The 26,595-nt window shown below is 42.8% G+C and carries 23 protein-coding genes and 2 pseudogenes; 14 read left to right on the forward strand and 11 right to left on the reverse strand.

Annotated elements, in window-relative coordinates:
• Nucleotides 1-56 precede the first annotated feature (56 nt).
• Nucleotides 57-1,322: an erythromycin esterase family protein gene (locus F9802_RS14540; protein ID WP_152153209.1), complete on the reverse strand. Its 1,266-nt coding sequence runs from the start codon at nt 1,320-1,322 to the stop codon at nt 57-59.
• A gap of 315 nt (nt 1,323-1,637) precedes the next feature.
• Between F9802_RS14540 and F9802_RS14545 the strand changes: the two genes are divergently transcribed.
• The 5 genes from F9802_RS14545 to F9802_RS14565 all read left to right on the forward strand — a co-directional run bounded on the left by F9802_RS14545 (nt 1,638) and on the right by F9802_RS14565 (nt 6,602).
• Nucleotides 1,638-1,838 (forward strand): cold-shock protein, encoded by a 201-nt coding sequence (locus F9802_RS14545; protein WP_152153210.1) that lies wholly within the window; start codon nt 1,638-1,640, stop codon nt 1,836-1,838.
• A gap of 395 nt (nt 1,839-2,233) precedes the next feature.
• The gene (locus F9802_RS14550) at nt 2,234-2,419 is read left to right on the forward strand and encodes a hypothetical protein (protein ID WP_152153212.1); all 186 of its coding nucleotides are present in this window, start codon (nt 2,234-2,236) and stop codon (nt 2,417-2,419) included.
• A gap of 139 nt (nt 2,420-2,558) precedes the next feature.
• On the forward strand, nt 2,559-3,992 hold the full coding sequence (pdxR, locus tag F9802_RS14555; RefSeq protein WP_152153214.1) for a MocR-like pyridoxine biosynthesis transcription factor PdxR: 1,434 nt from the start codon (nt 2,559-2,561) through the stop codon (nt 3,990-3,992).
• Between the two features lie 135 nt (nt 3,993-4,127).
• Complete coding sequence (locus tag F9802_RS14560) at nt 4,128-5,120, forward strand: zinc-binding dehydrogenase (RefSeq protein ID WP_152153216.1); 993 nt, start codon at nt 4,128-4,130, stop codon at nt 5,118-5,120.
• Nucleotides 5,121-5,405: 285 nt separating this feature from the next.
• On the forward strand, nt 5,406-6,602 hold the full coding sequence (locus F9802_RS14565; protein WP_152153218.1) for a class I SAM-dependent rRNA methyltransferase: 1,197 nt from the start codon (nt 5,406-5,408) through the stop codon (nt 6,600-6,602).
• Nucleotides 6,603-6,657: 55 nt separating this feature from the next.
• On the opposite strand, the gene F9802_RS14570 is transcribed toward F9802_RS14565, so the two are convergent.
• On the reverse strand, nt 6,658-7,473 hold the full coding sequence (locus tag F9802_RS14570) for an arylamine N-acetyltransferase family protein (RefSeq protein WP_152153220.1): 816 nt from the start codon (nt 7,471-7,473) through the stop codon (nt 6,658-6,660).
• A gap of 317 nt (nt 7,474-7,790) precedes the next feature.
• Here F9802_RS14570 and F9802_RS14575 point away from each other — a divergent pair, with 317 nt between their 5' ends.
• The 8 genes and pseudogenes from F9802_RS14575 to imm47 form a co-directional block, all read left to right on the forward strand.
• Nucleotides 7,791-9,185 carry a M28 family peptidase gene (locus F9802_RS14575; protein WP_152153222.1) on the forward strand — a complete coding sequence of 465 codons (1,395 nt, stop codon included), beginning with the start codon at nt 7,791-7,793 and terminating at the stop codon, nt 9,183-9,185.
• Between the two features lie 257 nt (nt 9,186-9,442).
• The gene (locus tag F9802_RS14580; protein WP_152153224.1) at nt 9,443-9,874 is read left to right on the forward strand and encodes a YwqH-like family protein; all 432 of its coding nucleotides are present in this window, start codon (nt 9,443-9,445) and stop codon (nt 9,872-9,874) included.
• Nucleotides 9,874-10,140: a YwqI/YxiC family protein gene (locus F9802_RS14585; protein WP_152153226.1), complete on the forward strand. Its 267-nt coding sequence runs from the start codon at nt 9,874-9,876 to the stop codon at nt 10,138-10,140. The genes F9802_RS14580 and F9802_RS14585 overlap by 1 nt, the downstream gene beginning before the upstream one ends.
• Nucleotides 10,137-12,131: a T7SS effector LXG polymorphic toxin gene (locus F9802_RS14590; protein WP_152153228.1), complete on the forward strand. Its 1,995-nt coding sequence runs from the start codon at nt 10,137-10,139 to the stop codon at nt 12,129-12,131. Before F9802_RS14585 ends, F9802_RS14590 begins: the two co-directional genes overlap by 4 nt.
• A 32-nt stretch (nt 12,132-12,163) precedes the next feature.
• Nucleotides 12,164-12,883, forward strand: coding sequence for a PoNi-like cognate immunity protein (locus tag F9802_RS14595; protein ID WP_152153230.1), 720 nt, complete (start codon nt 12,164-12,166; stop codon nt 12,881-12,883).
• A 259-nt stretch (nt 12,884-13,142) separates the two neighbouring features.
• Entirely contained in the window at nt 13,143-13,751 is a 609-nt protein-coding gene (locus tag F9802_RS14600; protein WP_152153232.1) for an HNH endonuclease, read from the forward strand.
• Nucleotides 13,752-13,763: 12 nt separating this feature from the next.
• On the forward strand, nt 13,764-14,213 hold the full coding sequence (locus F9802_RS14605) for a YrhA family protein (protein ID WP_225435368.1): 450 nt from the start codon (nt 13,764-13,766) through the stop codon (nt 14,211-14,213).
• A gap of 67 nt (nt 14,214-14,280) precedes the next feature.
• Nucleotides 14,281-14,427 (forward strand): annotated as a pseudogene (imm47, locus tag F9802_RS19990) (Imm47 family immunity protein); the annotation flags it as partial.
• A gap of 286 nt (nt 14,428-14,713) precedes the next feature.
• Here the strand turns inward: imm47 and F9802_RS14615 are convergent.
• From F9802_RS14615 to F9802_RS19745, 6 genes are all read right to left on the reverse strand, one after another.
• Nucleotides 14,714-15,910 (reverse strand): MFS transporter, encoded by a 1,197-nt coding sequence (locus F9802_RS14615; RefSeq protein ID WP_152153234.1) that lies wholly within the window; start codon nt 15,908-15,910, stop codon nt 14,714-14,716.
• Between the two features lie 365 nt (nt 15,911-16,275).
• A complete protein-coding gene (locus tag F9802_RS14620; RefSeq protein WP_152153236.1) occupies nt 16,276-18,873 on the reverse strand; it encodes a polynucleotide kinase-phosphatase in 2,598 nt (865 codons plus the stop codon).
• 2 nt (nt 18,874-18,875) lie between these two features.
• Complete coding sequence (locus tag F9802_RS14625) at nt 18,876-20,228, reverse strand: 3' terminal RNA ribose 2'-O-methyltransferase Hen1 (RefSeq protein WP_152153238.1); 1,353 nt, start codon at nt 20,226-20,228, stop codon at nt 18,876-18,878.
• Nucleotides 20,229-20,490: 262 nt separating this feature from the next.
• Nucleotides 20,491-20,835 (reverse strand): hypothetical protein, encoded by a 345-nt coding sequence (locus F9802_RS14630; RefSeq protein WP_152153241.1) that lies wholly within the window; start codon nt 20,833-20,835, stop codon nt 20,491-20,493.
• A gap of 100 nt (nt 20,836-20,935) precedes the next feature.
• Entirely contained in the window at nt 20,936-21,775 is an 840-nt protein-coding gene (locus F9802_RS14635; RefSeq protein ID WP_404799175.1) for a prohibitin family protein, read from the reverse strand.
• Nucleotides 21,750-21,908 (reverse strand): hypothetical protein, encoded by a 159-nt coding sequence (locus F9802_RS19745; RefSeq protein ID WP_191991997.1) that lies wholly within the window; start codon nt 21,906-21,908, stop codon nt 21,750-21,752. The genes F9802_RS14635 and F9802_RS19745 overlap by 26 nt, the downstream gene beginning before the upstream one ends.
• 369 nt (nt 21,909-22,277) lie before the next feature.
• On the opposite strand from F9802_RS19745, the gene F9802_RS14640 reads away from it, so the two are divergent.
• Nucleotides 22,278-22,439 carry an anti-repressor SinI family protein gene (locus tag F9802_RS14640; RefSeq protein ID WP_225435369.1) on the forward strand — a complete coding sequence of 54 codons (162 nt, stop codon included), beginning with the start codon at nt 22,278-22,280 and terminating at the stop codon, nt 22,437-22,439.
• A gap of 253 nt (nt 22,440-22,692) precedes the next feature.
• Here the strand turns inward: F9802_RS14640 and putP are convergent, their stop codons facing one another.
• The 3 genes and pseudogenes from putP to F9802_RS14655 all read right to left on the reverse strand — a co-directional run.
• The gene (putP, locus tag F9802_RS14645) at nt 22,693-24,159 is read right to left on the reverse strand and encodes a sodium/proline symporter PutP (protein WP_152153258.1); all 1,467 of its coding nucleotides are present in this window, start codon (nt 24,157-24,159) and stop codon (nt 22,693-22,695) included.
• Nucleotides 24,160-24,376: 217 nt separating this feature from the next.
• Entirely contained in the window at nt 24,377-25,918 is a 1,542-nt protein-coding gene (gene pruA, locus F9802_RS14650; protein ID WP_152153260.1) for an L-glutamate gamma-semialdehyde dehydrogenase, read from the reverse strand.
• A 57-nt stretch (nt 25,919-25,975) separates the two neighbouring features.
• Nucleotides 25,976-26,370: pseudogene (locus F9802_RS14655) on the reverse strand (proline dehydrogenase family protein); the annotation flags it as partial.
• Between the last annotated feature and the right edge of the window lie 225 nt (nt 26,371-26,595).

Here is a 26,595-nt window from a genome sequence, read left to right on the forward strand (position 1 = left end):
CAGCCGATATTTATTCTTAATAAGTTTGCTTGCTGAAATGGATGCAAGTGTTACATCTATGGCTCTCCTGTTTCCAGCGGCTCGAGTGCTCTTGTCTGGTCAATATAAATAAATGCGTCATACCGGCTTCCGATTTTAGATGGAACGTAATTGCCATAAGCTTCATACTCAGGGTTGTACACGACGCCAATCGCTCTATGGCCAATCCAGCTATCGAATAAATGGCGGTTTTCTTCAGTAAAGGTCAATAATTTATTAAATGCTCCTGTATTATGCAACACATCTTCCCAGGAATCTTTTCGAGCGGGCGGCACTTCAATCTTTTTAAAAGGCACACCCCATTTTTCTGCTGCAATGACCGTTCCACGATGGGTGCCAAACCCAACAGCGTATACACTTTCTTTATTATTTTGCTCCCGAATGAGCTGGCCTACATTAATCATCCCTTCATTTTTCATATCGGTGGCCGAGGCATCGCCTATATGAGTGTTATGTTCCCAAATAAGAATCTTCGCTTCTTTTCCATGATAGTTTCTCAATTCATTGATAGCTTCAACCATATGTTCATCACGTATATTCCAGGAAAGTGCATCGTTTTGAACCATGGCACGGTAATACTTTTCAGCGTTTTTCGTCACTAACGCATTCACTCTTAAATTTAAATCGGCTTCCTGGTCATCTTTGTAATTCTCTTCATGTGCCCGTATAGAGGCTAATAACTTTGATACTTCATCTATACACACTTCGGAAAAATTTAAAGTAGAAATTGCATAGTTTTCTGGCTGACGGTTGAAAGGTTCAAAACAGGAAAAGGCTTTTCTTGCTAATGCCAGATCGACTCCCGCTGATTTTTCACGTGATAAATATTGAAGGACTTCCTCCATCGATTCCCAAAGACTATATATATCGATTCCGTAGAAGCCAACTTTTTGTTCAGTGCTGCTTTTTTTATTGTATGATCTTAACCATTCGATAAAGGCAGCTATTTCTTCATTCGCCCACATCCAGGCTGGCCACCTGTTAAATGCTTTTAATACGTCTCTTGCTTCCTTTTTCTCTTCGCCATAACCTTTAATATAACGGTTGACGTGCTGGGCTGATGGCCAATCCCCTTCAACCGCAATAACCGAAAACCCTTTCTCTTCAATAAGCCTTTTTGACAGGGCGGCTCGAACCGAATAAAATTCAGAAGTTCCATGGCTCGCTTCACCTAAAAGAACAATTTTTGCCTCCCCGATTTCTTCGGTGATCTTTGTCAAATCTTCGTTCGTATCAAAAGGGATGGCATAGTTTTTTACCGATTTCTCAAGAATCTGATTTATGATGAAAACTCCTTTTCCCCGTATTTATGAATGGAATAAATTTACCTTTATTCTTCATTATGCTCAACTATTTATACAATACCCATTGCGGGGTGGGAGGGAACGGAGGAGCTTTTTACTTTGCCCAAAAAGTAAAATATAAATGAATCATGGAAAGGGTGACGAATATGTTGCTGGAACGACTGCGAAATTTTATTCATTAAAGGATAGTGGATAGGTAAATATTTATCGAGTATTTTCGTTTAAAAAGCACACACACGGGTATAATGAGTACGTAAGTTTAATTTGTTATTTATATGCTAGGAGGCAACAAAAATGGAACGCGGTAAAGTAAAATGGTTTAACAGTGAAAAAGGGTTTGGATTCATCGAACGGGAAGATGGCGAGGATGTATTTGTTCATTTCTCCGCTATTCAATCTGAAGGCTACAAAACATTGGATGAAGGCCAGGAAGTAACGTTTGATGTTGAAGACGGCCAGCGCGGCCCGCAGGCGACAAACGTAAGCCCGGTATAAAACCCACCACACGAAAAACAGACTCTGCCACAGAGTCTGTTTTCTTTTTTGTTCCAGCCCTTCCGTGAAAATATCTTAAATGACTGTGGGGTAACTGTTACGTAAATGAATTTCCGCTTTTTTGGCTAAAACAATACGACTGTTCACAATTTATTCTTCTATTAACGCAGCTCATCTTTCATTTAAAATACTTGCCGCTTATAATAGTATTAAGTTCATTATAAATATTTTCAGCAAGCAATAAGAAATATTTCAAAAAATGTTCATGAAAACAACTTTTTGAAAAGTGGATGGTTTATTTTATCATTAAGTGGATGGTCCTTTTTTGTGAAAATAGCTTAAAATAAAGAGTAAGCAACTAATCAAGTCAGAACAATCTACAAGAGGAGAGACAGATGGCTATATTATTAATATTTGTTGTGCTTTTGGTAGCAGTTGGAGCCTTTGGGACAATTGCGGCAGTCAAAGGAGACGATGAATACAGGCAGGCAACAAAAGGAAACATCGCCCGTTTGTCATGGATTTATGTTGTTGTAGTGACGCTCTCTCTGGCAGCGGTAGGCTTTTATATTGTTTTATAAGCGAAAGACTAGTGAAGTATGTTCATATTCTTTATTTAATAGAATATGGAGACGCAGAGTCTAGTCTTTTAATAACCTGTCTATAACAGAGGAGACAGGTTTTTTGCTTTGTTGTGATAAAAAGGGAGGAGGAAGGCCAATGGAGTGGAAACCGAATTTCAATGAAAAGAAACCCGTTTACAAGCAAATTGCCGAATACATCGAACTGAAGATTTCGACTGGTGATTACCTTGCCGGAAGCAAGCTGCCGTCTGAACGGGCGCTGGCGAAGGAGTTAAAGGTAAATCGCAGCACAATTATTGCGGCTTATGAAGAATTGCGGGCAGCAGGAATTGTGACGAGAAGAGAAGGAAGCGGCACGCATGTTTCCGCTGACATTTGGGGCTTGTCTCACCAGCGCACGCCTAATTGGAACAGGTATGTTGAATATGGCTCATTTTTGCCTAATGATCCTTTAGCGAGGCGCATCCGCAAAGAGACGCAAGAAAAAAACATCATTAATTTTGCTACTGGGGAACTTTCCGCTGATTTGTTTCCTTCCTCGTATTTTCAACAGCTGTTAGCCGAAAAACCATTTGATGGATACCTCGGTTACGATCATCCCCAAGGGAATTTGTCACTTCGGGAAACAATCGTTTCGCACGTACGTGAATTTAAAAAGGTTGAAACGAGCGCTTCCTCGGTTTTGATCACATCAGGTGCCCAGCAAGCACTTCATTTAATCGTCCAGTGCTTGTTAAAGCCGGGTGATGCAGTAGCGATAGAAGATCCTTCCTATAGTTTTTCGTTGCCGCTGTTTCAGTCTGCCGGTTTGCGGACGTTTTTACTGCCAGTGGATGAACATGGAGTCAAGCCGGAGGATATATTGTCTCTTTATCAAAAACACCGCATTCGAATGGTGTTTTTAAATCCTGATTTTCAAAACCCGACAGGCACTGTTCTTCACCTAGAGAGAAGAAAAGAAATTCTTGAACTGTCTTCTTTGTACGGTATTCCGATTATTGAAGATGACCCATACAGTCTCACTTCTTTTACAGGGAAAATCAATCCTACGCTAAAGTCAATGGATGAAAACGGCAATGTATTATATATTACATCCTTAACGAAAATAGTGGCTTCCGGATTAAGGATCGGCTGGATTATCGGACCCGATACGGTGATCGAGCGGCTGGCAGATGCGAAGCAGCAAATTGATTTTGGCCACAGTATTTTTCCGCAATGGGTCGCTGAGCAATTTCTGTCTTCAGACAGTTTTTCCAGCCACATTGTTTCGTTAAGAAACGAACTGAAACGAAAAAGAGATTTGCTTGTGGCAAGCTTAAAAGAGCAGATAGGTAGTAAAGTGCGCTTTCATGTTCCAGAAGGCGGCATCCACTTGTGGGTAAAGTTAACAGAAGACATAGACGAAAATAAATTGCTGGAAGCAGCGATCAAGCACGGAGTTGCATTTGTGCCCGGACGCTTACTAGGTTCGGAAAAAGGATGGATGCGCTTTACGTTTGCCCGGCCAGAAGCGGAGACTATTCAAGAAGGGATCGATAGGTTCGCTCAGGCACTTTATCTGTTTGATTAAATGCCGATTTGGTACAAACATCAAGCAGAGCCATAGCAATCTTCCTAGTCTCATACTACAATAGAGGGAAGAAGCGATCGTTTAAACACCGTAGAAGGACATCCGCTTACAATATCGAAAATTGGAGTGATGGGAATGAAGGCAGTTGTTCACGCGGAAATACCCGGTTTAGAAGGACTTACATACGGAGAGATAGAAGAGAGACAGCCTGGAGAGGGAGAAGTAAGCATCCGGCTGAAAACAGCCGGTTTAAATCATCGCGATTTGTTCGTGCTTCATCGTCATAAACCGACGGATCCCCCTTTAATCATTGGTTCTGACGGAGCCGGAATTGTAGAAGCGGTTGGAACGGGAGTAGAAGGAGTTCAGGTGGGAGATGAAGTGATCATCAACCCGGGACTAGGATGGCAAAAAAACAGTGATGCTCCTCCGGCAGGTTTTGAAATTGTCGGTCTCCCTGATCATGGAACATTTGCAGAGAAAATTGTTGTTCCTGCTGAAAACACAGCGCCGAAGCCGGCATATTTAACGTGGGAAGAAGCAGGTGTTTTATCATTGGCCGCACTAACTGCTTACCGCGCCTTGTTTACGAGAGGCAAAGTCGAGTCCGGCATGAAAGTGTTAATTCCGGGCATCGGCAGCGGTGTAGCCACATTTTTGCTGCAGTTTGCGAAAGCGGCAGGAGCCACGGTGTATGTGACATCACGCTCGAAAGAAAAAGGCGAGAAAGCGCTGGAATTTGGAGCGGACAAAGCGATTGACAGCAACGAAGACTGGAAGGAAGCGCTCGGCGGAGAAAAGATGGATCTCGTCATTGAATGTGTAGGAGCAGCGACATTTAACAAGGCGCTTGAACAGCTGCGGCCGGGCGGCACTATCGTGACATTCGGCGCATCAGCAGGAGATGATGTGCAAATCAACTTGCGGACTTTTTTCTACGGGCAGTTTAACTTTCTCGGTTCAACGATGGGCAGTGCAGAAGAATACAGCGACATGCTGAAATTTATTGAAACTCATCAAATCAAACCGGTTATGGATGAAGTGTACCCACTCAGTGAGTTCGGCGAGGCCTTCAAAAGAATAGAAGAAGCCGCTCAATTAGGAAAGATTGGATTTTCTATTAGCTGATTTGGTGATCATCCAAAAAGCATGGTTCCTCAAGAGGAGTCATGCTTTTTTATACTTTAAACTAGTGAATGAAAGCAAGACGATATTTCTTTCACACTTACTGGATGGAGCAGAAAAGTTTAATGCATTTAGAATGAGTGCGTAAAATGAAAACCGCGAAATAGTCTGATGCCTTGCATCTAGCTGTTGTATTAGCTCGCTCAGTGTGTAAAATAGCTAGTACATAGGGAAATGAAACGACATCAATTTTACAAATAAAGAAAAAAGACAGGAATGAGTGACTACATGACCAACAAAGTGCGTTTAAAAGTAAAGCCAGCCTATGCGAAAAAAATGAAAGCAGGCTATCCGCTTATTGCGGAAGATGCGATTATGAATAAAAAAGAATTGAAGGTGGAAGGGACTTTTATTGAACTCGTCGATGAACAGGGCCAATTTATCGGGCAAGGTTATTACGGCAAGCAAAATAAAGGATTAGGCTGGGTGTTAAGCCGAAGTCCTCGTGAAGTGATTGACGGGAAGTTTTTTAAAACGAAAATCAAAAAAGCATTAGACGACCGGGCTGCTTTTTTTGAAGATGCTGACACGACAGCCTTCAGAGTGTTTAACGGTGAAGGCGACGGTATCGGCGGAGTGACGATTGATTATTTTGACGGTTTTTACTTAATCAACTGGTACAGTGAAGGCATTTATCGTTTTAAAGATGAAATCATTGATTCGTTAAGAACCTTGACTGACGTGAAAGGCATTTATGAAAAAAAGCGGTTTGCGAAAAAAGGCATGTATGTGGAAGATGATGACTTTGTGACAGGGGAGCGGGCGCAGTTTCCGCTTATTGTCAAAGAAAACGGTATTCACTTTGCGATTTATTTAAATGAAGGCGCCATGGTTGGTGTGTTTCTTGATCAGCGGGACGTGAGGAAGGCGATCCGTGATCAATATGCAGAAGGGAAAAGGGTGTTAAATACCTTTTCCTATACCGGTGCGTTTTCGGTTGCGGCCGCACTTGGAGGAGCAGTTAAAACGACGAGTGTGGACCTTGCCAACCGCAGCAGAAGCAAAACCGAGGAACACTTCACCATCAATGGCATCGATTACGAGGAGCAGGACATCATCGTCGAAGACGTGTTTAACTATTTTAAATACGCAGTGAGAAAGCAATTAAAGTTCGATATGGTCATTCTTGATCCGCCAAGCTTCGCTCGCTCAAAGAAGCATACATTCAGCGCGGAAAAAGACTACACAGCTTTGCTCGAGCAGGCCATTCAAATTACAGAGGAAAATGGCCTCATCGTCGCTTCTACGAACTGCAGCACATTCGGCATGAAAAAATTTAAAGGATTCATTGAAAAAGCCTTTAATAAAACCGGCGAAACGTACAAAATCCTGCGCGAATTCACCCTGCCCGAAGACTTTAAAATCACCTCCGAATTTAAAGAAGGCAACTACTTAAAAGTCGCCGTCATTCAAAAAACAACGTGAGCATTTACTTTAGGACATTAAAGTGCCGGGGGATTGCCCCCACCGCTTTAATGCGTTAATGTTTTTTCGGTTGATATTGGGAAGGTGTCGTGTAGTTTTCTACCGCTTCCGCTAATGAAGAGGAACAGTTCAGCCGGACAGAATCGATAAGTGCTTGTTTATTTTCAAACGGAGACGTCTCTTCATGGCCGTCCTTCCATTTGCGGTGGCGGCGCTCTTCATTAATGGATTGTGTGCCATCTGGTAAAATCGTGGCAATTAGTAATTGTTTATTAAAGGGAGAGCGGGGGTTTTCATGGATATTCCGCTTTGCCTTGGATAATTCATTCCAAGGTACGGTTTTCCAATCAAAGACATAGCAGATCGTCCAATCTCCTTGGGCAGATAAAGATTCCATCGCAATCGATCCTTTTTCTGTTGCGTGAGTACGCAGCCTGAAAGTGCCAGCGGGTGATGTTACCTCATCGCCGTCAAGCGGCAATGGAGAAAGCGCGAGCCGGCTGCCGAAGCCGCTGTCAGCAATGTAATTTTCTCCATTGATTCGGAGAAGAACGATCGCGTGCGTGCGGTGAAGCCCCCATTTACCTTCGTTATAAACAGTGGCGGCACCGAGTTCTGCCTCAAAACCAAGTGTTTTCAACACAAGCAGCAAAAGGGGATTTATTTCATAACAAAGACCGCCACGCCGCTTAACAACCATCTTATCCGTCAAAAACTCAGGCGTAATATCTGCTTTATTTCCCCTCATTACATCCACATTCTCAAACGGAAACCACTCCGCAAACTTCCGCAAAACAAACGCCACCTGCTCCACAGGCGTTTGCATTCCCATATAACCAGTTTCCTTTAATTCCTTCACCAACCGTTTCATATCCAACCTCCATAACACTTTAACGAATTAACGTAACGGGGGTCAGTCCCTCAGCGCTTTAAAGCGCTGAGGGACTGACCCCCGTCGCAGTAATGCGCTAAAGCGCGGTTTTTCTAAGTATAACAAGTGAAACTTTTCTATACAATAAATGAATTATATGGTAATTACTCCTGCATCAAATATCATAGTTTAGCTGTTTAAGAGGCTTTTCGCTGAGAAATACTGTAAGATTTAGTAATTTTTGCTCTATTTATAATATTAGGAATATTGTAATATTCCTCTAGTAGTACCAATTAATTAAGTGGAGGTAGTCATTTATGAAGAAACCGGCATTGAAAATGGCGCTTGCGGCTTCATTAACTTTTAGTGCATTTGGCACTCAAGCTGTATTGGCCAAGCCTTCTGAAGCGGTACAATCGCAGCCTTACAAAGTGTTCGATAACAAGGTTATTAACGAGATCAACGTCGACAACATTTATAACAACATTGATTATTTGGCGAAAGTGCCGCGCGTGGCCGGTACGGAAGCCGAATACAATGCCGTTCAGTTTATTAAGAGTGAATTTGAATCGTATGGATATGGTGTTGATATTCAAGAGTTTACCTTCACAGGCTATACACCGCCGAGCAGCATGGAATTAACTGTCGATGGATTTGAAGGAGAATTGAATCCGTCTTCCTTTACATACACGCCGAGCGGTGATGTAACAGGAGAACTTGTCCTCGCCGGGTTAGGGAAAAAAGAAGAACTTGCTGATATTGATTTGACCGGTAAAATTGCCCTTATTAAACGCGGTGAAATTACATTTGGTGAAAAAGTATTAAACGCAACAGCAACAGGAGCCGCTGGAGTCATTATTTATAACAATGCCGATGGCGCAGTAAATGGTACGCTTGGTGAAGCACGAGAAGATTATGCCCCTGCCATTGCATTAACAAAAGCAGAAGGTGAAGCACTAGCAGCCCATGTTCAGAGTGGCACTGTGAGCGCTTCCTTGAAAGTGGAAGGAGCGGTGACAGAAGAGAGAACGTCTCACAATGTCATTGCGACAAAAAAACCAACGAATAAAAAGAAAGCGAATAACGATGTGATCGTAGTCGGCGCCCATCATGATTCTGTCGAACTGGCACCTGGAGCGAATGATGATGCGTCCGGAACAGCAACGACATTAGAGCTTGCCCGTGTGCTGAAAAATGTACCGACAGATACCGAAATCCGCTTTATCACTTTTGGAGCGGAAGAGCTTGGACTGATCGGTTCTACCCATTACGTGGACAACCTGCCTGAGGATGAGTTAAACCGCATCATTGCCAACTTCAACCTCGACATGGTTGGAAGCAAAGATGCTGGTGACTTGGTGATGATGACGGCAGACGGTGAGCCAAACCTCGTAACAGAACTTGCACAGGAATCGAGCAAGCGGTTGAATGGGGAAGCAACACCATACGCTCAAGGAGGGCGCAGTGATCATGTGCCATTTGCTGAAGCTGGCATCCCGGCCGCTTTATTCATCCATGATCCAGTTGAGCCATGGTATCATACACCTGAAGACACAATCGATAAGATCAGCAAAGAGAAGCTTCAGGATGTGGCTGAAATTGTCGGAACGGCTGTGTACGATAAAGCCCGTTTCGATAACACGGGAACTAAGGCTAAAAAAGTGAAAAAAGAAAAGAACATAGAGTTGTATCACAATAAAGATGTTAAATAGTTAACTAACTCCATCCTTCCAAAGAAGTGAGCATACAGTCGTATGAACTTCTTGTGGGAGGATTTTTCTTCCTACTTATTACCCTTCTGTATCTTTTTCATTCGTTGACTTTAGGAACAATCCTCCTATTAAAGTAAACTTATTCCACGTGTATAATATAAAATATGGAAAATAAATGAGTTTAGTTTTAAAGAAACTATTTAATTTTAACTAGATAACAAATAAGAAAGTGGATGAATAGCACAGAGGTGAGCAAAATGAGCCAAGCAAGCATGCTGGGGGATATTCAAGCAGCGATTTCAGGAAGTATCGCTGCTATTCAAGAAAAAATCGAACGGCTGGAACAGGCGAAGCGAGATATTAACGCAGAACAGGACCAATGCACATCAGAGATTAAGAAGATCGATCAGCCAGCGCTTGGCAACAGCTGGACAGGCAGCCGGGCAGATAGCTTTGATGATTCGCGGGATGCCGCTTTAAAAGAGATGGAGAGAATCGTAAGCGAAGAGTATGACAGTTATATTCAAAGCATTGAAAACAAGATCGCTCTTTTGAAAATAGAGCTTGCCGCTGCACAGGCGGCGAGTGCTGTCGCGCAAGGAGCAGAACGGCTTCTTGATAAAGGAGAAGAATTTGTAGAGGACGTCGGAAATACGATCAATAGTTTGAAAGGGTGGCTGTTTAATTAATGGGGACAATAAAATTAGATCATAGCGCCGTAGTCGAGCAGCTTGAAAAGGTGAAAACAGCGCTGAATAACATTGTGCTGCCGGAACCGTCTGTGGAGTCACTTGGGCAAAATGAACTGGACTACACGACGAAATGGAAAGAGCGGGAAGCGAACATCCATAAAAATATTTTGCAGTATATCGAAGTTGTCACGAAGAACATAGAAGATACGCGGGCGAACGTCGATTTACTCAAAGAGCAAGATGAGGCGATCGTCAACAAATGATCGTATCAGAAGGTTACGCAGCAGTCAGCAGCAAAGTTTACGAAGCCGCCACATTGAAAGCCGCCATGGACGCACGGAAAAAGGAATATAGTGCATTAAAAGGACAGTTAGACAATTTGAGGAAAGAAATGAACGCAATCGCGACGATGGAAGAAGAAATGCAAGGGGACGGAGCGGAAGCGATCAAAGCGTTTTATAAAGCACAAATAAATGTTGTAGACGCTTGGACGGAGTTTATTAGCGTACAAGTTGCTTTCTTCAAAGGGATTGCCGGTATGGCGGAAGATGCCAACTTGTCAGGGGAAACGATCGTCAAAGTGCCTTTTTTAGAAATAGAAACCGCCAATGGTCTCAGCAATGCCAATATGATGGTTACCTCACAGCGGGAAGATCTTCAAAAAATTTTCGACCAAATTAATGATATTCTATCTTTAGATATGTATTCGAGAGAGACATTCGACGAGCATATGGAAAAGGCGGAAGAAAAACGGACAAAAACCATTGTCGCAGTGAACAAGCTGGACAGCGATTTGACATCCGAATATGTCAAATCTGAACTTGAAGAAGTAAACGTCATTCAACTGTTTAGCGAACTAATGAAAGCCTCCACTAAGGGCGGCAAGATTTCTCCGATCTACTTCGACAGCCAAGCTTATGAGAACAGTGAAATATACAAGGTACAGGACGAAATCGCCCAACAGTCAGCGGACTACGTCCAGTATAAAGAAGATCAAGCCTACGCCCGGGAGATGGCGAAAAAAGCGATCGAGCTGGAAAACAGGCCGTGGCATGAAAAAGCATGGGATACCGTCTCCACCTTTACGGGAGAGGTGACCGGCTATTATGATTACAAGAGGGCGACAGAAGGCATTGATCCTGTGACCGGCGAAAAACTAAGTGACGCCGAGCGCATTGCAGCCGGCGCCATGGCTCTCGCCGGATTTATCCCGGTCGTTGGCTGGGCGGGACGAGCGGCAAAAGGTGGAAATGCGATTTACAAAACCGCCAAAGGCGTAAATGCCGCCGCCCACACACTGGACGCCTACAAATCAACCAAAGCGTTCGACGTGCTCCAGCAAACCGAAATGGGCATTTACGGCCTCGTTGCAGCGAATGGCTTCTCTGAATATTTAACCGGCGAGGACATGTTCGGCAATGAATTGACGGAGGAACAGAGGAAACAAAGCCTTTTCCAAGCGACAACGATCACCGGCATCGGAGCGGCCGCTAAATACATAGACAGCCGTGGAGCCGTAAAACCCCCGTACAGCCGGGAATATATCAACGGACAGTTGAATAAAGCAAGGCAGACACTTAACGACCTTGGCCGCAAAGTGGGCAGTCTTGAAGTGCCGGTTGGATTCCAGCAGCGAAGTATGAGCACCGGCATGTTTTCTGTTTCCCAGCCCGGATTTGAAACAAAAACAGTGAATGATCTTATACAGCAATTTTCATCTAAGACAGATAGAGGGGTTGTCACTAAGGGAACGGGTGAAGCTGACAGGGTTAATGATGCATTAGAAACAGCGAGAGCCCAGCAGCGTTCTGTAATAGATGCTGTGGAAAACGGGGCATTGCCTTTAGAAAAAACAAAGCATAAAGGCAACTACGGCGAAATGAAAATGGATGACTTTTTTGAAAGTCAAGGGTACACCCGAATTAGTTCGGATAGGGTGACTGATTTAGATGATAAAATCATTAAAGGTATTGATGGGGTTTATGAGAACTCAAATCCCCCGCCAAAATACGTGATCGCAGAATCGAAATATGGAAGCTCTAGGCTAGGCAATACAAGAGATGGAAGACAAATGAGTGATAATTGGGTGGAGGGAAGTGAAAGGCTAGACACGGCAGTATCCAAAGAAGTAGCTGATGAAATTAGAATGGAAGCTATCTTAAACCCGGAGAATGTACAAAAAGTTTTAATTAAAATCGACAAAAACGGAAGCGTTTCAAGACATGCTCTTGATGATGCAGGAAAAGTCCAATAGCATATAGAATGTGAAGATTGGGAGGAGAAATTATGATAAGAGATACCATAAAAGAGGAGAGTTACTTCAATAGTTTTTTAGAGTATGAAAACGAAAGAATTGAGAAATTCACTTCATTAGCGCATTCAGTTATTAACCAAAGAGGAGAAGATGATATAGGGGTTAAGCGGGCGTATATTTCTTTGCAGGGTTTTTATTTTAATAAGTTAAGAGCGTTATATTCATCCGGTGCTTCTCTAGAGGAAATAAAAGAATTTTTTCCTGAAGTGATAAATATCATGGAAAAAACTTGGTCAGCGAATAGTGGTTATGTGCAAATGTTATGGATGGTATCTATAGGAATTATGCTCGATGTTCCAAATAATGATTTTAGAAAATTAGAAACAATGATAGAGAGAGAAGGATTACAGGACTATTTAATTGATTTTCTAATCCAACCTAAGAATGAGGATTGGAAAGAGGTTTCTCCAAACTTTGCATTCAACCTTCCTTATCAGTTTCTCAAAAGTGTTATTACGACATCCGATAAATCGGAAGCAACGGCTCTTTTAAAAAACTACTTGCAAAATGAATGGTATGAAGGACATAATGATACAGGGTGGTATGACACTCATAAAAGTAGTAATGATACGTATAGCGGCTATTGGAGTTTCGAAAGCGGAGCCCTTGCAAAGATATTGAATTTAGATGATAGTACATTAAAGAATATCCCTTATTATCCATATGATATGGTACATTATGGAGAGAACTAAGAAATAAATTAGTATAGAGCTGTTCCAAAGGTCAATGAATAATTGACTGTGGAACAGCTCTTCTTGCGATTAATCAAGAAATGCAGCAATGAACTGACCGAGGAACAGAGGAAACAAAGCCTCCTACAGGTATGGAGCGGCGGCTAAATACATAGACAGCCGTGGAGCCGTAAAACCTCCGTACAGCCGGGAATACGTTAACAGCCAGCTGAATAAAGCAAGGCAGACACTTAACGACCTTGGCCGTAAAGTGGGCAGTTTGCAAGTACCAACCGGGGTTCGTGCATATAGTTACAACGCTAATGGTATGACCTTGCCTCACTTTGCTGTGGAAACAAGAACAGCGAATGATCTTATGCAGCAGTTTTCATCTAGAGCAGATAGCGGTACTGTTACTAAGGGGACGGAGGAAGTTATTGAGGAAGGTTCTAAGGCTGATTTCACAGGTAAACTACGAGGTGTAGATATTACTTTAGAAGGAATGAAAACAAAAGAAATAATATATGTAAAGCGAGATAGAACAGAATTACAAAATTTAAGAAAAGAGTTTGATAATACAATTAGAAAGCAATTTTTGAGCGATTTATCAAAAGATACAGCGTATTTAAAAGAAGCAGGTTTCTCTGATACCGATATACTGAAACTACAAAAAGGTAGAGTTCCTGATGGTTGGCAAGTTCATCATAAAGTACCAATAGATGATAGTGGAACAAATAGTTTTGATAATCTAATATTAATTCAAAATGAACCTTATCATAAAATTATTACAAACTTTCAAAATAGCTTTGCAAAGCAATTAGTTCCCGGTGAAAAACAAGTAGTCGATTGGCCGGTTCCTGAAGGAAATTTGTATCCTAAAAAACATTAGGGGTGGTAAAATGTGGAAGGAAAGGCTGGAAGAAATAATAGAGGAAAAAAATTATACGGTGAGCGGATAAACACAGGTGCTAGTGAAGAAGAGTTAACTGAGTTTCAAAAATCCGTTAAAGAAGAGTTACACAATGAATTACCAAATGAATATATTAATGTTTTAAAAATAATAAATGGTTTAGAGTTTAATGGGTTTATTTTATATGGAATAGATGAAGTGTTATTGGGGAATAAACCCAATCAACATATTGATGGATTAATTACTTCTAATCAGATTTGGTACGAAAATGAAGAACAAAAAAAATATTTGTTTTTAGGGGAAAGTAATATCAGTTGGTATGTATTTGATATAAATAAAACACAATATATTGAATTAGATAATCCATCAGGAAGAGAAATGGTTAAATTTAAAGAATTTGATGAAATGTTTGAAAAGATACTGTCAGATTCATTATTGTAATACATTAAATTTTACTTCCAGCAAGCCATTTGATTTGAAGAATGTGGTTGATATTCCTAAAATATAAAGTAGCTGGACGGGTGAAAAAGTGCCTGGGGATTACAACACGATCATTAGTGCGAGTAATTATAAAGATTTTATTAATTATATAAACGGGCTTTCAAGTAAAAACTGGGAAAAGCGACAAAAATACTTTTATGGACACAAGCTTTAAATATTAATAGGTGGTGGTAACTGGTATTTCTAGTTACCATTTCTCTTTGGTAAAGAAGTGAAATAAACATAATTGCAACTAAAGAACAATAAAGAGTTATTTCGATAAATTGTTAGAAGAGTGGCAAGGCTTTAATAACCCGCTGCCCAAAGCTCAATGGGTTGAGGGGGCCGATTCTTTCATCTATGAAGGTGGGAAGGATGAAGATGATTATATGGTAGTTTTTGAAAAAGATAAAATAAAAGCTGTTTTCGCTATGAATAACAATAGCGAAAACAGCTTTTTATTATTTCAATACAGCTGCATTACGTCCTGCGGATTTTTGTTTTCTTTGCCATGTCACTGAAACGATCATTGTGAGAGCAAGGACGACAAGGCCGAGCAGGAACGGATAGTATATATTCACGTCATACAAGAGGCCGGCGAGTGTCGGGCCGAGTACGTTGCCGATGCTCATATAAGCGTTGTTCATCCCCATCGCAAAGCCTTGTTCGTTGCCTGCGAGCTTAGAGATCAGCGTATTCAGCACGGGGCGTAAAATGGATGAAGCGAGAAAAATAATAAGGGTAACAGCAAAAAATAAAACGTAGCTTGAAGCAAATAGTGATAATAAAAAGCCCGCCGCTGTGACCGCAAGAAATATATTCAGTACGGCGCCTTCACCGTAACGGCGCACGATGCGGTCAACGACGAATAATTGTACGATGACACTGACGATGCCGGTGGCGGTAATCATGACGGCGATTTCCTGAGGCGTGGCGCCGAATTCGTTATCAATGAACAGCCCGAGAACGGATTCATAGGCCATTAAGCCGAAGCTCATGACGAGTGTGATGACGAGTGGAATAAAGTATGGCTTATGAACAGACTGTGCCAGTTTCTTCACCATCGGATCTAGATCTGCTTCAGGTGAAAAGCTGCCTGCTTCTCTGCTTTCTTTTAACAAAACAGCAGAAAACACAACAGCAGCAAGACCGACAATCGCCGAAACTAACAGCGGCATTTTTAGGCCGAAATCTGCGAGAAATCCGCCGATACCAGGGCCGACTACAATTCCAAGAGACATCGCAGCGGAAATAAGGCTATTTCCTTTTGCGCGTTGATCCATTGTCGTAATGTCTGCGACGTAAGCAAAGATAGCCGGGATTAATAAGGCGGCACCGATTCCACCGAGGACGCGGGAAAAATATAAAACACCGATCGAGTCAGAATAGTAGAAAACAAACATCGATAGGGCCAGCCCGCTAAGCCCGGCGATGATCATAATTCGGCGGCCATATTGATCCGCCCATTTTCCGGCAAGGGGAGACATGATGAGCTGAGCCCCAGCGAAAATGGCGATAATTAAACCAGCGGCCGTACCGCCCTGGCCAATGGATACTAAGTATGCCGGCAAAATCGGGATAATAATACCGAAGCTGCCGACGGCAATAAACATATTTATCATTAAAATAATCATTTTTTTGCGTTGTTCCGGTAACATTGACGTACACCTTCTTTCTTCGTGCATTTCTTGTTGAAAATGCTGACTATATAATATAACGATGATTGAAGATGAAAGTCAATTGGGTAATTAAACTAATTTCGGCGGCGAAAGGTTTCGTCGGTAAAAGTAAGTACAGCGGCTGCATGAAGTGACGATTATGAAAATGATAGTGCCGGGCTATTTTGTGTGCGAGTTAAAGAGATTTGTGCACAAGTATGTCTGCTTTTTGCACGGGAATTCTTGAAATGTGCACAGCGGCCGGGCTTATGCGCTGGCCATCGCATGTTATTGCACGGGTTACATGGATTTATGCACGAGTCCGCTCAACTTGTGCACAAGAATGGCCAATCACGAGCTCCCGATTATAATCTTGGATCAACCCGGTCTGCTTCCATCGCCAGCGTGCCGAGTACGCATTCGTGGATTCGTTCGAGTGATTCACCGTTAACGAATCGCTGGATACCTTCTACGCCAAGGGCGAATTCCTTTAAAGCGAGCTTTTGTTTCTTGCCAGTATTACGTTTTTTCAGTCTTTCCAAGTTGGCACGTTCGAGATAATCCATTCCGTAAATGATGTTCAAATATTTCCGGCCCCGCACTTTAATCGCCGGCTGCAAAAGCTTGCCTTTATTTTTAGCAATAAAGAATTCCGGTTTAATAACGATGCCTTCATGACCTTCTTCCGTCATGTCTTTCCACCACTTAATCACTTCTTCTGCACTTGATTCGTCATGAATTAATTTCCACTCTGTTTCTACAAAGAAGCTGGAATAGCGGGCAAACTCTCTGTTTTTCTCCATGTGCCACATATGAGGTTTGTGGAAAAAGGTTTCGCCGCTATGGGCGAGCACGTGAAACGGGGCGATTTGGATATTTTGAACGCCTTCGATGTCCCAGCAATATTTTTGAAACACTTCTTTAAAGACGAGAGCATTGTTGACTTTCTCGTGGTGCTCTTCCAGCCAACTTTGAATTGCATCATGCCGGCCGGCAGCGGCGGAGAGTTTATTTTTAAGTATCGTCCGATCTAGCAGGGCGTTTTCCGCTACGTGGGCGTATTGGCTGCTGATCAGTTCTTTCGCTTTTAAATTCCACGGCATGATTTCCGCATCGAGCAGGATAAAATCTGTTTGGTTCGTATCAAAATAACCGGCGCGCTGCAAATCCTCATTCAAAGCGGAAACGACCGTTTTCTCTGTTGTCTTATCAAAGAAACGTCGTCCGGTTCTCGTATAAATCGCGCCCAATGTGCCCGTCCCGATATATTTCCTGGCAGCTGTTTCATTTCTAAATAACAGCAACACCGCCCGGCTGTCCATATGCTTTTTTTCTGCGACCAACGTTTCGATACCGTGGCCGCGGTAATAGTCAATCGCTTCTTGTGGATGCTCTAAATAGCTGCTTAGCGATGAAGGATTTGGCGTAGGGCTCATCGTCGGCGGGATGTAGACAAGCTGTTCAATCGGCACTGTGAAATGGGAGACTGTATCAATCGCCGGTTTCACCGTATCATCAAATACCCGAATTTCGCCTGCTTCTTCTGTTAAAACAGAATAGCCGTTAATAAATTTACCGATATTTGGCGGGTCCAGGCGCTTTTTTTCCCACTCTTTCAGCGGGTTATTGTCAGCACCTGAATAATCTTTTTCCGCTTTCACAGCAGCGAATGTTTGTTCAGGATAACGAAAAGCGGTTAACTGCCCGCCGAACACCGCTCCCTGGTCGATATTAATGGTCTGATTCATTAAAAGCGGCTGTGGTTTCGGATCGTGACCCCAAATGATAAGCACGCTTTTTTTATGGTGGACAAACCAGTCTTTACGGATCGGTTTGCCATCTTCATCGAAGCCGTCCGTGTCGCCGTAGCGGCAAAAATCGCTAATTTGATGGGACTGCTTGCCGATAAATTCATCTTTGATGCCGGCGTGTGTACAGACGAGGACGGGAATATTGTTCTTTTTGAATACATAATGAGAAGGGGCCTCTAAAAGAAATTCCTTCAATTCATTTTTTAACTGAATCGATTGCTCGGCATCGTTCATTTCTTCGTATTTCGTAAATTCTTCAGCCACTTTTTCGTCTCCGTGGCTTAAAGTAACGTTTCTGCCATCAAGCCATCGGGCAATTTTCCAGCCGTGGTTGCTGTCGATCATATAAGCGGCCCCGGCTTTCACGTGGCGCAAGAAAAACATCATCGTCTCAAGTGATTTTGGCCCGCGGTTCATAACATCGCCGACTGAAACGAATTTTCTGCCTTCAGGGTGTACGTATAGATCTTCTTCATTTTTTTCATATCCGAGCTTTTCCAAAAGTGCGATCATTTCATCAAAGCAACCGTGAATGTCGCCGATCACATCGATGCCTTCATGCAAGTCTATTTCTACCGGGTTTGCTCGTTTGTATATTTCCACGTTTGCAAGTTCATTCGCATCGATCATATAAACAGCTGTAAATCCTTCTTTTTTAATAAAACGCTTTTCTCTTTTGAACACTTGGAATTGCTGCTTAATTCGCCTGCTTCCGCGCGGATTCTCCCGCAGCGCATCTCTTTCTAGGAGAGTCTCCTGCGCTGTATCTAAAACGAGCGCCATGACAGGCACATGGTGCTTACGGGCGAGTGAGATATACTTTTTGCGGTCGTCGGGCTGTAAGTGTGTGGCATCCACGAACGTTAATTTATTTAGCCGGCATCTCGATTCGATTAAAGCATCCATCATGTCAAAAGCTTCTTGTGAAATTTGCTGGTATTCATCGAACAGGCCGTCTGCTTCTTCTTTTGGACGGTTCCGCCAGTCAATAAATTCGATATTGCTCACCATAATACGGAAATCATCTGAGCTGATGACTTCTGAGGGCAGAATTTGCTGCTCGTCGATGAGCCGTTTTAATAAAGTGGATTTTCCGCTGTTGGATGGACCGGTGAGCAGGATGATTCCTGAGTATGGCAAAGTCAGTTGCATAGTTACACCTCTGTTCTTTTAAATACGCACATTTGTGTTGGAAAGCCGTGCGATTCATTTTCTTCACCGATGCCTTCAAATGAAAGGTCGTATGGGTAAGAGTGGCTTCTTTCCGCACACCATGCTTCAAATTCCGCTCTCGTCCACTCAAAGCGATGGTCCGTGTGGCGGAGTTCGTCAGACATGTCATAGACGCGGTTATATTCTTTGTTCGGAGTCGTAATAATTAAGACGCGCGGCTTATACTCGCGGAAAATGATTTCCATAATTTTTGGCAGCCGCTCTTCGTCAATGTGTTCGATGACTTCACATAATATCATGATGTCTTTCTGCTTCATTCGTTCATCATAATAAAAAAGCGAACCCCAGACGGGAACAGGAGAGAGGAACTCCTCCTTCTTTTTTGCCTTTTCAAACCGGTCGAGCGCCCGGACAGCGGCCGATTCTGACGGTTCGACGGCGAGAATCTCTTTAATCCCAGGCACAAATCCGAGCCGGAGAGATAACTTTCCTTCACCTGAGCCGAAATCAACCACTTTTTCTTTAGGTTCGATGGAATGGACGGTGTCGATGATTTTTTCATAACGTAAATCATTTAATCGTTCGGTTTTGGCGGTGTCCTGCTTGTCCGTTTTTTCTTCATTCTGCTTTTCTACAAGACTGTAAACTTCTTTAAAGCGCAAAGATTGGCGTAAAATAAATTCTTTGAGCGGATGGTCTTCAAGCCATCCTTCGCCGTATCGCTGCAGTTTTTCAATTTCTTTTTCATCTATATAATAGTGCTTATAATTATCGAGAACAGGAATGAGCACAAACAACTGCCTGAGTGCAGTTTGTAGTGTAGTGCTGCCTGTTAAAGTGATCCACCTGGCCGAACTTTTTTCTTTTATATTAAAAGAATAATTTGCTTCTCCTCGTGAAATGTCTGTCGCAAACCCTAAAGGTTCAAACAGATCGAGAATTTGGCTGTTGGAAAGAGAAGAGGCGACAGGGCCGAAGCTGAATTGGAAGGGAAAAGGATGATCCACCCACTTTTTATAATCTTCTTTCGGCTGGCCGTTCAGTGCCGTTCCGAGCGCTGTGCGAATAAATGAACAGAAAATACTGCTGACAGCAAATTCACGGTCGTTAATGTAATGGGTAATGTCGTATGCAGAAGCAGCATTTTTGATTAATTCAATCGGATCCGGTGTAACAAAGATCGTTGCTTCAACTGCATTTTTACTGAATTGACTGTAAAAAAATCGAACTAAATGACCTTTATAGTTCCGTTCGTATACATTGTTCGGGTTCTTTGCCAGCAAATAGGACACAGCTTCAGCGTTTTCCCCCTCAGCCCGGATAGTTAATTGCATCAAACCACTTCTTTCATATAGTTAATGATAAACAAAAAATCTTTTCTAGCTCACAATTAATATAGCACATGCGCCTATTGCCGCAAATAAGGTGTATTTGAACGACTAAGAGGTACTGATGATCAGGATGATGAAGAAATAGATGGCCAAGTGAGAAAAGCCGTTTGAAAAAGCGGAAATCGTGAACAATTTAGCCCAATTGATGAACAACACCTACAACACAGCAAGCACCCCCGCGCAGGGGCGGAGGTGCTTGCTGTGTTTAAGCGTGGAAGCCGATCAATGTGGCTTTTTTATCAAGGCCGATGACGTCTTTGTTCGGAAAGGTAATGACCGAGCTGATGTATTCCCATCTGATGAATAAGTGGACAGGACATGTTTCTTCTACTTGGTGCTCGGACGGTATTTGTGAACCAGTGTCATCGAGTACTTCTGTCCGTTTATGGCAAGGGTTTTCTACCCAAATGCCCATGCTTTCTGTATGCATCAGTTTCACCATATACCAGTCGTCGGGATGGTATATGCCTGTGATCGAGCCGACGAGTTCTTCAGGGAAGTTCCGAAGCTTTATTTGGATTTTTTGGTTGACGAAATTGTCTAAGTACATGTGGCTCCTCCTTTAAATTTATCTGTTCCTATTTCTACTTCCCTTGCAATTGAAAAGTAAAACGGAAAAAAGCCGCCAGATGAGCTGGCAGCTTTCATTGTTAATTCGATTGAGAAGAAGTTTCGTCAATTGGAATTTCAATTAACTGATTAGAACCGGTCGCTTTTGGCATTTTGCCGTCCCATTTTTCAATCCATTTGTTTTGTATAACTTCTGTGGAGATCGATTTTTTAATAATTTCATTGTAGTCGGCAATACCTTGTGCTTCAATTTTTTTCTTTTCTGCTTCTGCTTTGGCAATTTTTAATTCAATTTGTTTTCGTTCCAGTTCTTGTGCCGCTTCGACTCGTTTGTTAATCGCAGCTTGGGTGGATTTATCAGGCTTCGGCACGCCAAGCGTTAAATTATCGACAGTAAAGCCTAGTCGGCCGATGTCATCAGCAAACAAGTTTTGTACATTCACTGCCGCTTCCGATGACTTTTCTCCATACGTATCAATGACCGAGTACTGAGCAATGGCTTTACGGCCAGCGTCCCATAATCTTGTACGCAAGTAGGACTCTTCAATTTGCTCGATTGCTACTGGACCAAATTTATTAAACACTTCGACTACTTTGTCGGGCTGAATGCTGTAGTTGTAAGCGAAATCGACCGTCACACTTTTTCCGTCTGATGTCGCTACTTGAATATCTTTGTAGTTAACGGTTTGCATTCTGACAGGGTAGATGGTGACTTTGTCAAACAAGCCAACAAGGTGCCATCCTTGGCCGAGCGTTTCATCTTGCACACCGCCGTTCGGACTGTAGACAACACCTACGTATCCATTCGGAATTTTTTCAATAAACATAGACAGCAAGGCTAAGCCAATAATTAGTGCAGCCGCAATAATGGCTCCACCTAAAATCTTGCGGTTATTATTTTTCTTTTTCACTTGTTCCATTTTCATCCTCCTCCAATTTGTCTTTCAGCTTATGAGCGGCGTCTCCCACCTTTTTAAATGATGGAGACAGCATTAACCAAATGCCGAAGCAAATAATAAGAATAATAATGACTGAACCAATAAATACTTTCATTCTATCGCCCCCTGCTGCTATTTTAACACTTATTAAAAGTAGGAAGGTAAATAAAACCTAACTATTCAAAGTAAACCCCTTTGTGAATAAATAGCTTGACGTATTTCTTGAAGCTATTTTTAATCATTCTATTAACAGGCACTCGAGTTATATGATTGTTTTTGGAATGATTGAGCGGCTTACAGTAACTAAATTACTTAAAGAGTTGAAAAAACCAGTATGTTTAGCAAGTGAGATTGTGCATCTTTTATTATATGGGATGATTATTAGTAAAGATTCTCAGTAAAATTGTCCGGGAATGATTAATTAATAATGACTCAATACATGTGAGTTACTCATCGCATTAAAAAAACAAAGGGGTCGATCATATTGAATTCGATAGAGGACACACAGCGGAGGAAGCTCGAAGAAGAGTGGATTGCTCTTATATTAACGGCCAAGCAGATTGGACTTACGCCAGACGAAGTCAGAGAATTTATAAAGCAAAATAAAGGGAGTAAGACGAAACAGACACATTTAATCCGCCCCTGATTCTCGTATCTGTCACCACTCTGTTATTAAACGAATAACGCTCCTGCTCGCATGGGTGCAGTCTATAGGGGGGAAATGAATCATACCGGACTGTTTGCTTAACGGTCCGGTGTGTGTTCACTTCGTTTTAAAAGCTGTAAGTCGATAAATAACTGGCACTTCATATTGAGATCGTCAAAAGTATAGAGAAGAACAGGGAAAAGGACTGAGGAGAAGTTTCATCTTCCGCACTCAGTCCTTTAGATTAGTTTATTCATTGTTTTAAGATGCGCTCAAAGCTTTCAAATTGTTCTTCCGTTTCTTTTGATGGTTTAGCTGTCAGTAAGCTAACGATAACAATCGCAATCAGACTCGCTGCAAAACCTGGAACCATTTCATAAAGCTTATCGGATAATTCGGCTTGTGACCAGGTAATTACTGTGGCTGCCCCGACAATCATGCCGGCAAGCGCCCCCCATTTTGTCATTCGCTTCCAGTAAAGGCTAAGAAGAATGAGCGGTCCAAACGCAGAACCGAATCCTGCCCATGCATATCCAACAAGGTCGAGAATGGTCTCGTTCTTTTCCCAAGAGAGAATCAAGGCAACAATTGATACGAGCAGGACAGACAATCTTCCTAAAAAGACGAGCTCTTTGTCCGATGCTGAGCGGCGTAAAAATGTCTTATATAAATCTTCTGTCAACGAACTGGATGTGACGAGCAGCTGGGAAGAAATCGTGCTCATAATGGCTGCCAATATAGCTGAAATTAAAAATCCGGTAATAATCGGGTGGAATAAGATTTCCCCAAGTTCAATAAATACTGTTTCAGGATCGGCTAATTTTAAACCGTTTTGTGAAAAGTACGTAATGCCGGCAAATCCGGTTAGCATGGCGCCAATGCTGGAGAAAATCATCCAGCTCATGCCGATGCGGCGGGCTCTCTTAATTTCATTAACAGAAGTAATGGCCATAAAACGGACGATAATATGAGGCTGCCCAAAATAACCAAGCCCCCAGGCGAAAAGAGAAACGATGCCTAAAAAGCTCGTACCTTGGAAAATGTCCAGCAAAGCCGGATCAATCGAACGGGCAGTTTCAATAGTTGTACCAATGCCGCCGACGTGAATAAGCGTAACAACCGGGACGAGAATTAGTGCCGTAAACATGATGAGCCCTTGCACAAAATCTGTCCAGCTAACAGCTAAGAATCCGCCAAAAAGAGTATACGCAACAACGACACCGGTAATAATCCAGAGGCCTGTATGATACTCAAGACCAAATGTACTTTGGAATAATACTCCGCCGGAAACCATGCCTGACGACACATAAAATGTAAAGAAAATTAAAATGACGAAAGCTGAAATGAGACGGAGTATTTTTGATTTGTCGTTAAAGCGGTTTTCCAAATATCCTGGAATTGTAATAGAGTCGTTGGCGACTTCCGTGTACGTGCGCAGTCTCGGTGCTACATACAGCCAATTGGCCCAGGCGCCGAGTGTTAAACCGATGACAATCCATGAAGAGCTAAGACCTGTCGCAAACATCGCACCCGGCAGTCCCATGAGGAGCCAGCCGCTCATATCCGATGCGCCGGCGCTCAATGCAGTAACAGCAGGCCCTAACCCGCGGCCGCCAAGCATGTAATCTGATAGATTTGACGTTCTTTTATATGCGTAATAGCCAATTAAAAGCATACCAGCCATGTACACGGTTACAGAGATAAGTAATGAGTAATCCATAAATGCTCCTTTCTTGGCGGAAAAGTAAAAAGAAATGGGCTTATTCAACTTCTATGAATATTTAGATAAAATTATTCAATTAAAAGGCTGTCCCAAAAGCAAAGTTCCATGCATCTCCACCAACTAAATAGTATATAGTATAAAGCATTTGATTAAAATACTATATTTTAAGATGGGGAGAAGGGGAAGGAACTAATGGGACAGCCTCCTATGTGCATTAAAACGTTTCAGACGTTGTTTTTGCCTGCATGTGCAGCTGCAAGTAATCCGGGCCGCCCGCTTTGGAATCTGTTCCGGACATGTTGAAGCCGCCGAATGGCTGGTAGCCGACAATGGCTCCTGTGCAGCCGCGGTTGAAGTACAAGTTGCCGACATGGAAGTCTTCGCGCGCTTTTTCCATGTTCAGGCGGTTTGTTGTGATGACCGCTCCTGTTAAGCCGTATTCAGTGTTGTTGGCGATCTCTAATGCGTGGTCAAAGTCTTGCGCTTTCGCAAACGCGACAACCGGACCAAAAATTTCTTCCTGCATTAAGCGTGCTTGTGGATCTACGTCAGCGATGATTGTCGGCTGGACAAAGTAGCCTGTTTCGCTGTCGCCCGTGCCGCCTGTCAATACGCGGCCTTCTTCTTTGCCGATGTCCACGTAGCTCATAACTTTATCAAAGGCTGCCTGGTCAATGACCGGTCCCATAAAGTGGTTGTCAATCGGGTTGCCGACAGTCAGTTCTTTCGTCAGTTCCACGGCGCGGTTTACTACTTGATCGTACACTTCTTCAACGATGACCGCACGGGAGCACGCCGAGCACTTTTGGCCGGAGAAGCCGAACGCGGATTTCACGATCGATTGCGCCGCCAGTTCCAGATTTGCTTCTTTGTCGACGACGATTGTGTCTTTGCCGCCCATTTCTGCGATGACGCGCTTCAGCCAAATTTGGCCTTCGTTCAGCTTGGATGCGCGCTCATAAATGCGCAGGCCGACGTCACGGGAACCAGTGAACGAAATAAAGCGTGTTTTCGGATGGTCAACGAGGTAGTCGCCCACTTCTGCGCCGCTGCCTGGCACGAAGTTCAAGGCACCTGCCGGAAGGCCCGCCTCTTCCATGACTTCCGCAAATTTCGCTGCCACAACCGGTGTCGCGGAAGCTGGTTTTAATAGAACCGTATTTCCAGTGACGATTGCCGCTGCTGTCGTACCTGCCATAATCGCAAACGGAAAGTTCCACGGAGAAATGATGATGCCGACCCCTAAAGGAATGTAGTCATAGCGATTGAATTCGCCCGGCCGGCTTTCAACCGGCACGCCGCCTTTCATATTCAGCATTTGGCGTGCGTAAAACTCGAGGAAGTCGATCGCTTCCGCTGTATCCGCATCCGCTTCGTTCCATGGTTTGCCCGCTTCTTTCGTGAGCAGCGCGGAAAACTCGTGCTTGCGGCGGCGGATAATCGCCGCTGCTTTAAACAACACATCGGCGCGAATATCCGGCTTCACTTTTTTCCACGTGTCAAAGGCAGAGACAGCCGCCTGCATCGCTTGTTCAGCGAGCTTCTGGTCCGCTTTAGAGACGCGTCCGATCATTTCTTTTTTGTAAGCCGGGTTGTACGAGACAATTTTGTTTTCTGTCGTCACTTTTTCGCCGCCGATGATCAACGGATAATCCTGGCCAAGGTAACCTTCAACAAGCTGAAGTGCTTCTTCGTATGCTTGTTTATTTTCTGCTTTTGAAAAATCAGTGAACGGTTCGTGTTTATATGGAATCATAGATAACCAATCTCCTTTTTAATCGTTTATTAGCGTGCTAATTTAGCTTTTTACGAAATCAATCGTAACCATAATATTGTATTTTTCTGCTGTATCTAATATGCTCGTCATATTTTTTACAACGAGAGTCCGGTCGATATCCAGTCCAAGTGAAGTCATTTTCAAAGATACTTGTGAATCAAGCTTTTCTTTGCTGATCATTTCAATTGTTTGAATACACTCCTCGGTTCTTTCATTCGCTACATCTTCCGAATCAACGAATTTTCCTAAATGGTCAACAGTAACGGACAAACCTCTTTCGTTCAATTCTTTAATAAACCGGATAGAGCTTTTGAAATCGGTGCCGCCAATGATTTTTCCGGCCGCGAAATTGTCGCCTTTATTTTTAGCTATGTTGTTAAGTAAGTTACTTTTTGATAAGAATAAAAAAAGTTACTTGTAACCGCTTCCATTTTTATTTGCACCTCCAAAGAAGTTTTTGATTCCTCTTAATCTTACAATTTGGCGACGAGTTTTCGCAATGTTCCCACAATGAAATAATCTGTCCTTTCTTTTGTTGCTAAGTGACAATGCGCGGAAAAAAAGCGGTGAATTACGTAATAAACTAGTTGAAGAAGAATAGAGGGGAAATAAACACTCTTTACAATGATTTACAAAACAATAATAAAAAAGAAGAT

It is taken from the genome of Bacillus aerolatus (assembly GCF_009183655.1).
In the GTDB taxonomy this organism is placed as follows: Bacteria; Bacillota; Bacilli; order Bacillales; family Domibacillaceae; genus Pseudobacillus; species Pseudobacillus aerolatus.

Bases quoted from the DNA above. Each gene is read 5' to 3' on its own strand.
- F9802_RS14545 (WP_152153210.1), top strand. From the start codon at position 1,638: ATGGAACGCGGTAAAGTAAAATGGTTTAACAGTGAAAAAGGGTTTGGA.
- F9802_RS19745 (WP_191991997.1), bottom strand. From the start codon at position 21,908: ATGAAAGTATTTATTGGTTCAGTCATTATTATTCTTATTATTTGCTTC.
- F9802_RS14630 (WP_152153241.1), bottom strand. From the start codon at position 20,835: ATGTACTTAGACAATTTCGTCAACCAAAAAATCCAAATAAAGCTTCGG.
- putP (WP_152153258.1), bottom strand. From the start codon at position 24,159: ATGGATTACTCATTACTTATCTCTGTAACCGTGTACATGGCTGGTATG.
- F9802_RS14615 (WP_152153234.1), bottom strand. From the start codon at position 15,910: ATGTTACCGGAACAACGCAAAAAAATGATTATTTTAATGATAAATATG.
- F9802_RS14635 (WP_404799175.1), bottom strand. From the start codon at position 21,775: ATGGAACAAGTGAAAAAGAAAAATAATAACCGCAAGATTTTAGGTGGA.
- F9802_RS14570 (WP_152153220.1), bottom strand. From the start codon at position 7,473: ATGAAACGGTTGGTGAAGGAATTAAAGGAAACTGGTTATATGGGAATG.
- F9802_RS14550 (WP_152153212.1), top strand. From the start codon at position 2,234: ATGGCTATATTATTAATATTTGTTGTGCTTTTGGTAGCAGTTGGAGCC.
- F9802_RS14595 (WP_152153230.1), top strand. From the start codon at position 12,164: ATGATAAGAGATACCATAAAAGAGGAGAGTTACTTCAATAGTTTTTTA.
- F9802_RS14590 (WP_152153228.1), top strand. From the start codon at position 10,137: ATGATCGTATCAGAAGGTTACGCAGCAGTCAGCAGCAAAGTTTACGAA.
- pdxR (WP_152153214.1), top strand. From the start codon at position 2,559: ATGGAGTGGAAACCGAATTTCAATGAAAAGAAACCCGTTTACAAGCAA.
- F9802_RS14565 (WP_152153218.1), top strand. From the start codon at position 5,406: ATGACCAACAAAGTGCGTTTAAAAGTAAAGCCAGCCTATGCGAAAAAA.
- F9802_RS14580 (WP_152153224.1), top strand. From the start codon at position 9,443: ATGAGCCAAGCAAGCATGCTGGGGGATATTCAAGCAGCGATTTCAGGA.
- F9802_RS14625 (WP_152153238.1), bottom strand. From the start codon at position 20,228: ATGCAATTAACTATCCGGGCTGAGGGGGAAAACGCTGAAGCTGTGTCC.
- F9802_RS14620 (WP_152153236.1), bottom strand. From the start codon at position 18,873: ATGCAACTGACTTTGCCATACTCAGGAATCATCCTGCTCACCGGTCCA.
- F9802_RS14575 (WP_152153222.1), top strand. From the start codon at position 7,791: ATGAAGAAACCGGCATTGAAAATGGCGCTTGCGGCTTCATTAACTTTT.
- pruA (WP_152153260.1), bottom strand. From the start codon at position 25,918: ATGATTCCATATAAACACGAACCGTTCACTGATTTTTCAAAAGCAGAA.
- F9802_RS14585 (WP_152153226.1), top strand. From the start codon at position 9,874: ATGGGGACAATAAAATTAGATCATAGCGCCGTAGTCGAGCAGCTTGAA.
- F9802_RS14560 (WP_152153216.1), top strand. From the start codon at position 4,128: ATGAAGGCAGTTGTTCACGCGGAAATACCCGGTTTAGAAGGACTTACA.